Here is a 12,633-nt window from a genome sequence, read left to right as displayed (position 1 = left end):
CGGCTTCGTCGACAGCGCCGAGCGGATCGCGACGGCCTCGGCGGCACGGCGGTTGCGAGCGGCGCACAGCGCGTTTGCCGCAGCTTGTCCGAGCGCCGGACGCGCAATCATGATGGCGCGCTTTTAGGGCCGCTTTTAGGGCCGCTTTTATGCCCGCTTTTATGGCAGTTGACACGCCGCTTTCGCGCCGTGTGCTATAAAGCGGTCGTTAATGGGTAGCAAGGTCGCAAACGAGGGTCGCGCCAACTGGGCGCGCTCAAGGCCACCAACCCGGATATACCAACCTCACATCGAGTCATGTCTAAAGCACTGATCATCGCCGAAAAGCCTTCCGTCGCGAACGACATCGCGCGCGCTTTGGGCGGTTTTACCAAGCATGACGAGTACTACGAGAGCGACGAGTACGTTCTCTCATCGGCAGTGGGCCATCTGCTGGAAATCGCCGCGCCCGAAGAATACGAAGTCAAACGCGGCAAGTGGAGTTTCGCCAATCTGCCCGTCATTCCGCCGCATTTCGATCTGAATCCGATCGCGAAGAGCGAGTCGCGCCTGAAGGTGCTGACCAAACTGCTCAAGCGCAAAGACATCGACCGCCTCATCAACGCATGCGACGCGGGGCGCGAGGGCGAGCTGATCTTCCGCCTCATCGCGCAGCACGCGAAAGCCAAGCAGCCGGTGCAGCGCCTGTGGCTGCAATCGATGACGCCCGCGGCGATCCGCGACGGCTTCGCGCGTCTGCGCAGCGACGAAGAGATGCAACCGCTTGCGGACGCGGCTCGTTGCCGCTCCGAAGCGGACTGGCTCGTCGGCATCAACGGCACACGCGCGATGACCGCGTTCAACAGCAAGGGCGGCGGCTTCTTCCTGACCACCGTCGGACGCGTGCAGACGCCGACGCTCTCCATTGTCGTCGAGCGCGAAGAAAAGATTCGCCGCTTCGTGCCGCGCGACTATTGGGAAGTGAAGGCCGAGTTTGTTTGCGCGGCCGGCTTCTACGAGGGCCGCTGGTTCGATCCGAAGTTCAAGCGCGACGAGTTCGACCCGGAGAAGCGCGACTCGCGTCTGTGGGCGTTGCCCGCGGCGGAGACGATCGTCGCCGCTTGCCGCGGTCAGATCGGTGTCGTTAGGGAAGAGTCGAAGCCGTCCACGCAACTGTCGCCGGCACTGTTCGACTTGACGAGCTTGCAGCGCGAGGCCAACGGCCGCTTCGGCTTCTCGGCGAAGAACACGCTGGGTCTCGCTCAGGCGCTGTACGAAAAGCACAAGGTGCTGACCTATCCGCGGACTGACGCGCGCGCGCTGCCCGAAGACTATATGGACACGGTCAAGCAGACGCTCGGCATGCTCAAGGAGAGCAACAACTACTTGCCGTTTGCCAAGCAAGTGCTCGACAAGGGCTGGGTGAAGCCGAACAAGCGCATCTTCGATAACTCGAAGATCAGCGACCACTTCGCAATCATCCCGACGCTGCAGGCGCCGAAGAACCTGTCCGAGCCGGAACAGAAGCTTTACGACCTCGTGGTGAAGCGTTTTCTGTCGGTGTTTTTCCCGGCTGCCGAATACCGCGTGACCACGCGTATCACCGAAGTCGTCGGTCATCACTTCAAGACCGAAGGCAAGGTTCTGGTGGAGCCGGGCTGGTTGCAAATCTACGGCCGCGAAATCAGCGGTGAAGATGCCAACCTCGTGCCGGTGCAGAAGGACGAGAAGGTCAAGACCGACAAGATTGCCGCGCAGCAGCTCGTCACCAAACCGCCGGCACGCTACAACGAAGCCACGTTGTTGTCAGCAATGGAAGGCGCGGGCAAGCTCGTCGAAGACGACGAATTGCGTGAGGCGATGGCCGCGAAGGGGCTCGGTACGCCGGCCACGCGCGCCGCCATCATCGAAGGGCTGTTGGGTGAAAAGTATCTGGTCCGCGAAGGCCGCGATCTGATTCCGACCGCCAAGGCATTCCAGTTGATGACGCTCTTGCGCGGGCTCGGCGTGAAGGAATTGACCGCGCCCGAACTGACGGGTGAATGGGAATACAAGCTGTCGCAAATGGAACGCGGCAACCTGCCGCGCGACGCGTTCATGCAGGAAATTGCCCGCATGACGCAGACCATCGTCAAGCGCGCGAAGGAATACGATTCCGACACGATCCCGGGCGATTACGCGACGTTGCAGACGCCGTGTCCGAATTGCGGCGGCCAGGTGAAGGAAAACTACCGCCGCTTCGCGTGTTCGAAGTGCGAGTTCTCCATCTCGAAGATTCCGGGCGGCCGCCAGTTCGAGATTGAGGAAGTCGAAGAACTGCTGAAGAACAAAACGATCGGGCCGCTGTCGGGTTTTCGCAGCAAGATGGGCCGTCCGTTCTCGGCGATCCTCAAGCTGTCGCTCGACGACGAGATCAAGAACTACAAGCTCGAGTTCGACTTCGGCCAGGACGCGGGCGGCGAAGACGGCGAACCGCCCGACTTCTCCGACCAGGAACCGGGTCGGCGCGTGCCCGAAGTGCAAGGGCCGCGTGTTCGAGCACGGCATGAGCTACGTCTGCGAGAACTCGGTTGCGAACCCGAAGACTTGCGACTTCCGCTCGGGCAAAATGATCTTGCAGCAGGAGATCGCGCGTGAGCAGATGGCCAAGCTGCTTGAAGAAGGACGCACGGATCTGCTGACGAACTTCAAGTCGTCGCGCACGGGCCGTAACTTCAAGGCGTTCCTCGTCAAGCAGAACGACGGCAAGATCGGCTTCGAGTTCGAGAAGAAGGAGCCGTCGGCCAAGACCGCAGCGAAGACGGCGGCGGCGAAATCGGCTGCGAAGGCAGGCGGTTCGGAGTTCGAGTCCGATGACGGCGATGCGGCGGTCGCGGTGAAGGCAGCGCCGGCGGCGAAAAAGGCTGCGGCGAAGAAAGCGCCCGCGGCTAAGACAGCGGCTGCGAAGAAGGCGCCGGCCAAAAAGACTGTAGCTCGTAAGACCGGTTCGTGATTCTTCGGTAGGCGCGATGGGCGCCTGCGGTGCATATCGAAGCCGATGACAAAAAGCGCGATCACCTGCAAGGTGACCGCGCTTTTTTATGCGTTCAGCCAGCCGCGCTGGACGCGCCGACATCCTACATCGGCGCCTGAACCGCCTCTACAGCGGCGTCAACGCCGCCGGCCGCGTACGACTTCCGGGCTTCGCCAACGTCTTCGGCACCGGCGATAACTCGCTGTCCAGCAGACGCGACAGCGGCTCCGCGCCGTCGAATGCTTCCGGCGGCATCGACGCATCCGCCGGTTCAAACGACGCCGACGCCGGGCGTCCAACGCCGTCCTTGATCCATTGCTCGCCGAGCAGGCTATTCGGCGTCTGGCTGAAATGCTCGACCAGATGATCGATGAACGTGCGCACCTTTGCCGGCAAATGACGACGGCTCGGATAGGCGATGTTGATCTCGACTTGCGGCAAACGGTAATCGCCCAGGAGGCGCACCAGCCGGCCGCGCGTCATGTCGCGCCCGATCAGATAGCTCGGCAGAATCGCGATGCCCATGCCGAGCAGCGCGAACTGACGCAGCATCTCCGTGTTGTTCGCCACGATCACATTCGACGGACGCACGCGCACTTCGCCTTCGGGACCGGTAAACACGCGCTCGTCGCCCCAATACTCGGAGGGCAGGCTCAAACACGGATGCTCGAGCAGATGCTCGGGACGCGTGGGCGTGCCGTGCTTCTCCAGATACGCCGGAGTGGCACACACGGTCATGCAGCCCGTGGTCAGACGCCGCGTGACGATGCTCGCGCTGCGCATCTGCCGCGCGATTACCACGCCCACGTCGAAACCTTCTTCAACCAGATCGACCTGACGATCGACGAGCGTGACGTCGGGAATGACCTTCGGATAGCGCTCCGCGTACGTTTGCAGCACCGGAGCGAGATTGTGCAAGCCGAACACGACCGGCGCGACGATGCGCAACGTGCCGACCGGCTCGTGATTTCGCGCGACCACCATCTGCTCGACGTCTTCAAGCTCGTCGAGAATCTGGCGCGCGCGTTCCAGATAAACCTGACCCGATTCGGTCAGGGACAGACTGCGGGTCGTACGGTTGAGCAGCCGCGTGCCAAGACGCCCTTCGAGGTCGGCAACGTGACGGGTGGCAACTGCGTTGGAAATATCCATCGCGCTCGCAGCGCGGGCAAAACTGCCGAGATCCGCCACTTTGACGAAAACTCGCATCGACTGCAAATGATCCATATCACAACTCCTGCCGTGTTACGGCTCCCTGACAATTGGTGATAACCAGTGGAAGCGAATTAGGGATTCTCCTACGACTCGCGCAATCGTGCAGAAGTTGCCCGCAAAAGCGGAAATTTCGTCAATTTTCGTGCGACTGTATGCCCGAATGTGGGGCATCGGGGGCGATTGTTCCGTCCTTAGAAACAATGTGCTGCGGCGCAGCTTGCCCACGCGTGCCTTTCGAACAGATGAAAGATCAGTGCGTCGAGCGCTGAACGCGGCTCTCGCCCGGCTTGGCGGCGCTGAAAATGAAAAAAGCCGCCCGAAGGCGGCTTCTGCGAGTTAGCGAACACTCACGTCGTCAAGCCGCGAGCTTGCTCTCCAATTGGCTCTTGGCTTTCGCCAGCGCGGGCGGAAGGCCGTGCTGCAGCGTGTCAAAGAGCTCCGTATGCAGCGCGAGTTCGGCGCGCCAGGCCGCGTCGTCGACGGAAATCACCTGCTCGAACTGCTCGCGGCTGAAATCCAGACCGCTCCAGTCGATGTCCTCGTAATGCGGCGACACGCCGAACGCGTGCTCCTCGCCCTGCGCCGTGCCCTCGATGCGGCCAACCATCCAGCCGAGCACACGCATATTTTCGCCGAAGCCCGGCCACACGAACTTGCCGTCCGCGCCCTTGCGGAACCAGTTGACGCAGAAGATTTTCGGCAGCTTCGCGTTCAGTTGCTGCAGCCGCTCGCCTGTCTTCAGCCAATGGCCGAAGTAGTCGCTCATGTTGTAGCCGCAGAACGGCAGCATCGCGAACGGGTCGCGCCGTACGACGCCTTGCTGGCCCGCCGCGGCGGCGGTCGTCTCCGAACCCATGGTCGCGGCCATGTAGACGCCCTCGACCCAGTTGCGCGCCTCGGTGACGAGCGGCACGGTCGTCGAACGGCGGCCGCCGAAGATAAACGCGTCGATTGGCACGCCCGCCGGATTCTCCCAGTCGGCGTCGATGGACGGACATTGCGACGCCGGCGCCGTGAAGCGTGCATTCGGATGCGCCGCCTTGCGGCCCGTTTCCTTCGCGCTCGCGGGCGTCCAGTCCTTGCCTTGCCAGTCGATCAGGTGCGCGGGCGGTTCGTCGGTCATGCCTTCCCACCAGACGTCGCCGTCGTCGGTCAGCGCGACGTTCGTGAAGATCACGTTTTCCTTCAGCGTGGCCATTGCGTTGAAGTTGGTTTTTTCGCTCGTGCCGGGCGCGACGCCGAAGTAGCCGGCCTCGGGGTTGATCGCGTACAGGCGGCCGTCCTTGCCTGGTTTGATCCACGCGATGTCGTCGCCGATGGTCGAGATCTTCCAGCCGTTCAGCCCTTCGGGCGGAATCAGCATCGCGAAGTTCGTCTTGCCGCACGCCGACGGAAACGCGGCCGCCACATGGTGTTTGCGTCCTTCGGGCGAAGTCACGCCGAGAATCAGCATGTGCTCGGCAAGCCAGCCTTCGTCGCGGCCCATCGTCGATGCAATGCGCAGCGCAAAGCATTTCTTGCCGAGCAATGCGTTGCCGCCATAGCCCGAGCCATAGCTCCAGATTTCGCGCGTCTCCGGGAAATGAACGATGTACTTGGTCGGATTGCACGGCCACGGCACGTCTTTGGCGCCCGCTTCGAGCGGCGCGCCGACCGAGTGCACGCACGGCACGAACTCGCCGTCTTCGCCGAGCACGTCGTACACCTTGCGGCCCATGCGCGTCATGATGCGCATGTTGGTGACCACGTACGGGCTGTCGCTCAGTTCGACGCCGATATGCGCGATCGGCGAGCCGAGCGGGCCCATCGAGAACGGCACCACGTACATGGTGCGGCCGCGCATCGATCCTTCGAAGAGGCCGTCGAGTGTCGTGCGCATTTCGTCCGGCGCGACCCAGTTGTTGGTCGGACCGGCGTCCTCACGACGTTGCGCGCAAATGAAAGTGCGGTCCTCGACGCGCGCGACGTCGGAAGGATCGGACCATGCGAGATACGAGTTCGGACGTTTCGCCGGATTGAGCTTCCTGAGTGTGCCGGCTTCGACCATCTGCGCGCACAGGCGGTCATACTCTTCCTGCGAACCGTCGCACCACACGATGTTGTCCGGACGGGTCATAGCGGCAACGCGCTGGACCCAGTCGATCAGTTTCCGATGTTTCACCCACGCTGGCGCTTCTACTGCCGCCTTGACTGCGGGCTGTGCCTCGAATGATGGAAGATTCATCGACTTGTCTCCGTTTGTAGGGATTGGAAAACGGTACAAGCCCGGCGACGCTGCATGCGAGAGGCATTTTGTTCGTTGCGCCAGTTTCTACAAACCGACGCGCAACTGCACAGGTCATCACGGGCTTCAACGCAGCTTGTTGGGCCAGGGCGCATGGGACGGGCGTCTGCAACCGTCTGTAAAGCGGCTTGCCTGTACACTCAACAAACTGTTAAAAACGATGTCAATTGGCCTTGCTGTAGCGCTATCGTTCTACGCGGTAGTTGCTACGGTAAGGCATTCAGCTAAACCGGCATGTGACTTGGGTCACATGATGGGACAGTCAGCATAACACTCCGTTCCGCACCGCCATGGTGCGCCGCAAGACACATACCATGAAGATTGCCATCCTCGACGACTATCAGGACGCCGTTCGCAAGCTCGACTGCTTTCAATTGCTCGCCGATCACGAAGTCAAAGTTTTCAACAACACCGTCCGCGGACTCGGGCAACTCGCGAGCCGTCTTTCGGAAGTCGACGCGCTGGTCCTGATCCGCGAACGCACCCGCATCAGCTCGCAACTCCTCGACAAACTGCCGCGTTTGCGCATGATCAGCCAGACGGGCAAAGTGTCCAGCCACATCGATCTCCCGGCCTGTACCGAGCGCGGCATCGCCGTGCTCGAAGGCAGCGGCTCACCGATCGCGCCCGCCGAGCTGACGTGGGCTCTCATCATGGCGGCGCAGCGGCGCATTCCGCAATACGTAGCGAACCTGAAGCAGGGCGCCTGGCAGCAGTCGGGGCTCAAGACTTCGGCGCTGCCGCCAAACTTCGGTTTGGGTCAGGTGTTGCGCGGTCAGACGCTGGGCATCTGGGGCTATGGCAAGATCGGGCGGCTTGTCGCCGGTTACGGCAAGGCCTTCGGCATGAACGTGCTGATCTGGGGCCGCGAGCATTCACGCGAAGCCGCTCGCGAGGACGGTTATGGCGTGGCCGAGAGCCGCGAAGCCTTGTTCGAGCAGAGCGATGTGCTGTCGCTGCATTTGCGGCTGCACGACGACACGCGCGGCATCGTCAAGCAGGAAGATCTGATGCGCATGAAGCCGACCGCACTGCTCGTGAACACGAGCCGCGCCGAGCTGCTCGACGACAACGCGCTCCTCGGCGCGCTGTCGCACAATCGCCCGGGGATGGTCGCCATCGACGTGTATGAAAGCGAGCCGATCCTGCAGGGCTACAGCCTGCTGCGTATGGAGAATGTGATTTGCACGCCGCATATCGGCTATGTCGAGCGCGAGAGCTACGAGTTGTACTTCAGCGCGGCGTTCAAAAACATTCTGGCTTTCGATGCCGGCGACACGGCCAGCGTGGCGAATCCCGAAGCGTTGCAGGGTGGACGTCGGCGCTAAGCGATAGCCGCGGGCGTCAGGCGTCCTGCGTCAGGCGGCAAACTCCAGCAGGTCGGGCATGCGTTCGAGGAAGGTCTCGCCGTCCGCGCGGCCGAGGTTGTACGCATGCACCATCTGCGAGGGGCTCGTGTAGTCCCAGCTCGAGATCGGCACTTTGCGCGACGGCTGCACATACAGGCGCTGCTGCACGCCGTGCGGCACCACGAACATCTGCGGCCGCGGATAAAGGCGCGTCACCATGACGAGCACGTTGCCGGGCGCATCGGCGTCAAGCGCGCCGACCGGCACGTTGTCGACCATGCCGCCGTCGAGCACCGGGCGGCCGTTGCGCCGCAAGACCGGCGTGAAAGGCGGCGTGCTCGACGATTGCAGAATCAGATCGGCGAGATCTTCGACGGTCGCGCAATCCTGCGCACGCACGAATTCCGGATGAAAACCGAGCGTCTGACCAAGCGTCGGGTGCAAGGTCTTGCGCACATATTTTTCGATGTTGTACGCGATGAGTCCGGCCGCGACTGCGCTGCGCGCGCCAAGCCAGCGCGGCAAATGTGAAACGCCGATGCGAATCTCGGGCGCATCGGCAAGCGACGAAAACTTCTCACCGTAGATGTCGAGCAATGCCTGACGATAGATGCGGTAATGCGGAAACACCGACTGACCGCGCAGCAGGTTGCCCCAATAGGCGTTGCGCGAATTGTGGCGCAGCGCGTCTTCGTAATAGCGCATGACCCACTCGGAATCGCGCGTGTAGAGCATGCAAGCGGTGGCCGCGCCCGCCGAAATGCCCGTGATGACGCGTGGACGGATGCGCAGTTCCGGTTGCACGACGTCCCAGAAACCCGCCTGCCACCAGCAGCGATTGCCGCCGCCGGCGAATACGACCTGATCGAACATCTTATTTCCTGGTGCCTTGTCTTATGACGCGCGCCGCTTTGCTTATTCGAGCAGCGCGTACGTCGTGGTCGCGTGGACGGCCATGTTGCCGGTCTCGTCGAACAGCTCCACTTCGCCGAAAACGAGGTTGCGGCCGAGGCGCAGCACGCGCGCGGTGACGAGCACGTCGCCCTTGCGCACGGCGCGCATGAAGCTGATGTTGAGCGACACGGTGGTCATCGGCTTGAAGCCGCCTAATGCCGCGGAAATCGCCACGATCATCGCGGTGTCGGCGGCGGCCATGAACACCTGGCCGCAAATCACGCCGCCTGAATGACGCAGCGCGCCGGCGAAAGGCAGGCGCAGCGTGGCGCCTTCCGCATCGGCTTTGACGGGCGTGAGCGCCAGTTCGCGGACCCACGGCGCGAGGATGCGGTCGAGCAGCTCGATAGTCTCTTTGTCGTCCATGGCGATTCCCGTCGAAGGCCGCGCGGAGCGTGAGCGGCAAGTGTCCGCGAGTCCGCGACATGATACCGGGATGCCCGGCGCAGCGCCTTTTCGGAGGCAGCGCTTTCGTTGAGGGATGACTCGAAGTGGGAGCGGTTTTTTTAAGAAATCTGCTAAGGGGGCTTGGCAAGCCCAAAAACATCCTGCATAATTTCGCTTCTGTTGGGGCGTTAGCTCAGTTGGTAGAGCAGCGGACTCTTAATCCGTAGGTCGAGTGTTCGAGTCACTCACGCCCCACCAAAGAATTTCGAAGGGTTACAAGCGATTGCTTGTAACCCTTTATTTGCATTGGTTCTGCGCCGATAGCAAACCCGTCAGTCGTAGCTGACCACGACCGTCACCGGTTTGTTCGCCGAAGGCACATTACCGCTTTTCGCGCCGAGCGACAGTACGCCACCCGCGCCGCCCACGTGATACTGACCGTCCGCTCCTGGCTTGGCCGTACGGCCTGTGCCGTCGATGAAAGACGTCGCGACGGTATCCAGCGCGGCGGCGCCGATGCGTGACGCCGCGCCGTCGTTGATCCGCAACGTCACATCAGCGCTTGGCGCGCCGCCGGGTGGCGCCGCGAACGTCACAGTGACTGCGGACCCGTCGTGTCCAGTCCAGAGCGTATCCGACCGCGGCGCAGGTGTTTGTCGCACGGTCGTGATATTGAACTGCGGACCGACGAGCGCGCCGGAGAAATGTATCGTGCCGCCATTCGCCGCGGATGCCGCTCCCGGAACCGCCAGGAACGCCACCGTACCCCATGCAGCCACGCGGGCCAACCGCCCAATTCGCCGACTCTTCGCTTTCATCACGACCTCCGTGCGGGCAATCCTCTCTGCCGCCTTGCGGCGGATCCAGTGCATCAAGCCTTGTTTACGGCATGTCACGAATCTGTCTTGAATATGACGAAATATAGTAGGCAAATCGTAAGACGGTGGATCCTTTCACCATCCGCCGACAGCGCCCAAGGTTGAGCGCGTCATGCGCCGTCATTCCCACATCCCGCCAGAACCCCCGCACATTCCCCCGCCGCCGTGTTACCGATGCGTAACGAATTATTGCGAACTATTATCATCCATGTAATGATACTGATTCTCATTTGAGAACAAGACGATGGGTCCAGCCCTTTGACGCAGACAGTCCGGCTGTCGGTGCTGCAACGGGCGCTGGCGTCCGTCGAATCAGAACAATAGCGACAACGACAGGGTATTGAGATGTTCCGAAACACGCCTCTCGCGGCGGCCGTTCTGGTCGCGTTCGCGACGCCGCTTTACGCTCAAACGACGACAACGCCCGCGACCGGCGCCCAGCCCGCGTCATCCAGTTCGACTTCGACTTCCACGCCCACCCAGACCGCCGATAGCGCCACGCTGCCCGCCGTCAAGGTGACCGGTCAAAGCGGCGCGTCCACGGAATTCGCGGCTGACGTCTCGAGCGTCGGCGCAAAAGTGCCGACCGCGCTGCGCGACATTCCGCAAGCCGCCGTCGTGGTGCCGAAGTCGGTGCTGCAATCGCAAGCCGCGAGCTCGTTTACCGACGCGTTGCGCAATGTGCCGGGCATCACCATCGGCGCCGCGGAAGGCGGACAGATCGGCAACAACATCAACCTGCGCGGCTTCTCGGCGCGCACCGACATCTATCTCGACGGTTTCCGCGATCGCGGCCAGTACTATCGCGACACCTTCAACCTCGAATCGATCGACGTGCTGTACGGCCCGTCGTCGCTGTACTTCGGACGCGGCTCGACGGGCGGCGTCATCAATCAGGTCAGCAAGCAGCCCACGCTCAAGCCGCGCGCCGACGTGTCCGTGCAAGCGGGCACGCACGACCGCTATCGCACGACCGTCGATCTGAACACGCCGATCACGTCGACGTCCGCGTTCCGCATCAACGCGTTCGGCCAGGACCTGGGTTCGTCGCGCGACGTGATGAAGAGCAAGGATTACGGCGTCGCGCCCGAAGTCAAATTCGGCATCGGCACGCCGACCGAAATCACGCTGTCCGCGCTGATCCAGCACAACCGCGATCAGCCCGACTACGGCATTCCCGCGCTCAACGGCCACCCGGCGCCGGTCAATCGCGGCACGTTCTACGGCTTCACCGACGACCGCACGATGCAGGACGTGCAAACGCTCAACGCGCGCATCGAACACCGCTTCAACGACAACCTGAAGGTGCGCAATCAGACGCAGTTCAGCCACTACAGCACGGAAGCGCGCGCGACGAACGCGGCCTCGGTGCTCACGGGTCCGCTGCCGACATCGACGGCGCTGACCAACGGAAATTTCACGAGCATCGATCCGTCGAAACTGTTCGTGAAGCTGCAGGGCAAGGACCGCAACATCAACGACCATTCGGTCTACAACTCGACGGATGTCGAGGCGAAATTCAACACCGGCTTCATCAAGCATGAAGTGGTTGCGGGCGTCGATCTGAGCCACGAGACGTACAGCAACCAGAGCTTCACGACGACGACGCCGGGCTTACCGTCGAACACAATCGCCATCGTGCCGCTCGTCGATCCGTCGTACACGAAGCGTCCGTCGAATGCGAAAACCGTTGCGACGAATCTCGCGGAATCGAGCGCGAACGGCGTCGGCATTTATGCGAACGATACGGTGTCGATCGGTGAACACTGGAAGGTCGTGGGCGGCCTGCGCTGGGACCGCTACGAAGCGTCGATTCACAACTCGATCAATGTGCCTTCGTATGCGACGCAGACGAATTACTTCACGAGCGTGCGCGGCGGCGTGATCTGGCAGCCGACCGACTGGCAGTCCTACTACGTGTCGTACGGCACGTCGTTCAATCCGTCGCTCGAAGCGCTGACGCTCACGAACCAGCAGCAGAATCTGCCGCCGGAGCATAACAAGTCGTATGAAGTCGGCGCGAAGTGGGACCTGCTCGGCGGCGGTCTGTCGGTCACGCAATCGCTCTTCAACATCGAAAAGACGAACGCGCGGACGTTAAACTCGGACGGCAGCTACACGCTCGACGGCGACGTGCGCGTGCGCGGCTACCAGCTCGGCGTGGCCGGCCACATCACGAACAAGTGGCAAGTGTTCGGCGGCTACACGTACATGGACGCGACGATCCTGAAGGCGCTCGACGGCACCGCCGGCAAGACGCCCGCGAACACGCCGCGCAACATGCTGACGCTGTGGACGACCTACGCATTCACGCCGCACTGGGAAATCGGCGGCGGGCCGATCTACACGTCGTCGCGTTACGCCGCGAACAACAACTTCGTGAAGGTCGGCGGCTATACGCGCTGGGACGCGATGGCCGCGTATCACGCGAAAAAGTACGACGTCCAGTTCAACGTGCTCAACCTCACGGACAAGAACTACTATGACGCGCTGATTCCATCGGACGGCGGACGCGCGGTGCCGGGCAACGGCCGCACGTTCCTCGCGACGCTAAACTATCGGTTCTTCTGATCG

The 12,633-nt window shown here is 62.2% G+C and carries 7 protein-coding genes, 1 tRNA gene and 1 pseudogene; 4 read left to right on the top strand and 5 right to left on the bottom strand.

Features of this window, described 5'->3' with window-relative positions; genetic code table 11:
* Positions 1-297: 297 nt before the first annotated feature.
* Positions 298-2,971: pseudogene (locus ABIE53_RS01845) on the top strand (DNA topoisomerase III).
* 147 nt (positions 2,972-3,118) lie between these two features.
* Here ABIE53_RS01845 and ABIE53_RS01840 read toward each other — a convergent pair.
* Both ABIE53_RS01840 and ABIE53_RS01835 read right to left on the bottom strand, forming a co-directional pair.
* Positions 3,119-4,219, bottom strand: a complete 1,101-nt coding sequence (locus tag ABIE53_RS01840) for a transcriptional regulator GvmR (RefSeq protein ID WP_006050554.1) — start codon at positions 4,217-4,219, stop codon at positions 3,119-3,121.
* A 343-nt stretch (positions 4,220-4,562) separates the two neighbouring features.
* Positions 4,563-6,431 (bottom strand): phosphoenolpyruvate carboxykinase (GTP), encoded by a 1,869-nt coding sequence (locus tag ABIE53_RS01835; RefSeq protein ID WP_053857364.1) that lies wholly within the window; start codon positions 6,429-6,431, stop codon positions 4,563-4,565.
* A gap of 374 nt (positions 6,432-6,805) precedes the next feature.
* Between ABIE53_RS01835 and ABIE53_RS01830 the strand changes: the two genes are divergently transcribed.
* The gene (locus ABIE53_RS01830) at positions 6,806-7,819 is read left to right on the top strand and encodes a D-2-hydroxyacid dehydrogenase family protein (RefSeq protein ID WP_044021454.1); all 1,014 of its coding nucleotides are present in this window, start codon (positions 6,806-6,808) and stop codon (positions 7,817-7,819) included.
* A 30-nt stretch (positions 7,820-7,849) separates the two neighbouring features.
* Here ABIE53_RS01830 and ABIE53_RS01825 read toward each other — a convergent pair whose 3' ends face one another.
* Both ABIE53_RS01825 and ABIE53_RS01820 read right to left on the bottom strand, forming a co-directional pair.
* On the bottom strand, positions 7,850-8,713 hold the full coding sequence (locus tag ABIE53_RS01825) for a patatin-like phospholipase family protein (RefSeq protein WP_107709121.1): 864 nt from the start codon (positions 8,711-8,713) through the stop codon (positions 7,850-7,852).
* 42 nt (positions 8,714-8,755) lie between these two features.
* Complete coding sequence (locus ABIE53_RS01820; protein ID WP_029969424.1) at positions 8,756-9,160, bottom strand: PaaI family thioesterase; 405 nt, start codon at positions 9,158-9,160, stop codon at positions 8,756-8,758.
* A 203-nt stretch (positions 9,161-9,363) separates the two neighbouring features.
* Here ABIE53_RS01820 and ABIE53_RS01815 point away from each other — a divergent pair.
* Positions 9,364-9,439 (top strand) — tRNA-Lys (locus tag ABIE53_RS01815).
* Between the two features lie 74 nt (positions 9,440-9,513).
* Here ABIE53_RS01815 and ABIE53_RS01810 read toward each other — a convergent pair.
* Positions 9,514-9,999: a hypothetical protein gene (locus ABIE53_RS01810; protein ID WP_192699932.1), complete on the bottom strand. Its 486-nt coding sequence runs from the start codon at positions 9,997-9,999 to the stop codon at positions 9,514-9,516.
* A 405-nt stretch (positions 10,000-10,404) separates the two neighbouring features.
* Here ABIE53_RS01810 and ABIE53_RS01805 point away from each other — a divergent pair, with 405 nt between their 5' ends.
* Positions 10,405-12,630, top strand: coding sequence for a TonB-dependent receptor (locus tag ABIE53_RS01805; RefSeq protein ID WP_192699931.1), 2,226 nt, complete (start codon positions 10,405-10,407; stop codon positions 12,628-12,630).
* Positions 12,631-12,633 lie beyond the last annotated feature (3 nt).

This window comes from Paraburkholderia sp. OAS925 (genome assembly GCF_040543975.1).
Classification (GTDB): Bacteria; Pseudomonadota; Gammaproteobacteria; order Burkholderiales; family Burkholderiaceae; genus Paraburkholderia; species Paraburkholderia graminis.
This window is presented reverse-complemented; position numbering and strand designations above follow the sequence as displayed.

Bases quoted from the DNA above. Each gene is read 5' to 3' on its own strand.
- ABIE53_RS01840 (WP_006050554.1), bottom strand. From the start codon at position 4,219: ATGGATCATTTGCAGTCGATGCGAGTTTTCGTCAAAGTGGCGGATCTC.
- ABIE53_RS01835 (WP_053857364.1), bottom strand. From the start codon at position 6,431: ATGAATCTTCCATCATTCGAGGCACAGCCCGCAGTCAAGGCGGCAGTA.
- ABIE53_RS01830 (WP_044021454.1), top strand. From the start codon at position 6,806: ATGAAGATTGCCATCCTCGACGACTATCAGGACGCCGTTCGCAAGCTC.
- ABIE53_RS01825 (WP_107709121.1), bottom strand. From the start codon at position 8,713: ATGTTCGATCAGGTCGTATTCGCCGGCGGCGGCAATCGCTGCTGGTGG.
- ABIE53_RS01820 (WP_029969424.1), bottom strand. From the start codon at position 9,160: ATGGACGACAAAGAGACTATCGAGCTGCTCGACCGCATCCTCGCGCCG.
- ABIE53_RS01810 (WP_192699932.1), bottom strand. From the start codon at position 9,999: ATGAAAGCGAAGAGTCGGCGAATTGGGCGGTTGGCCCGCGTGGCTGCA.
- ABIE53_RS01805 (WP_192699931.1), top strand. From the start codon at position 10,405: ATGTTCCGAAACACGCCTCTCGCGGCGGCCGTTCTGGTCGCGTTCGCG.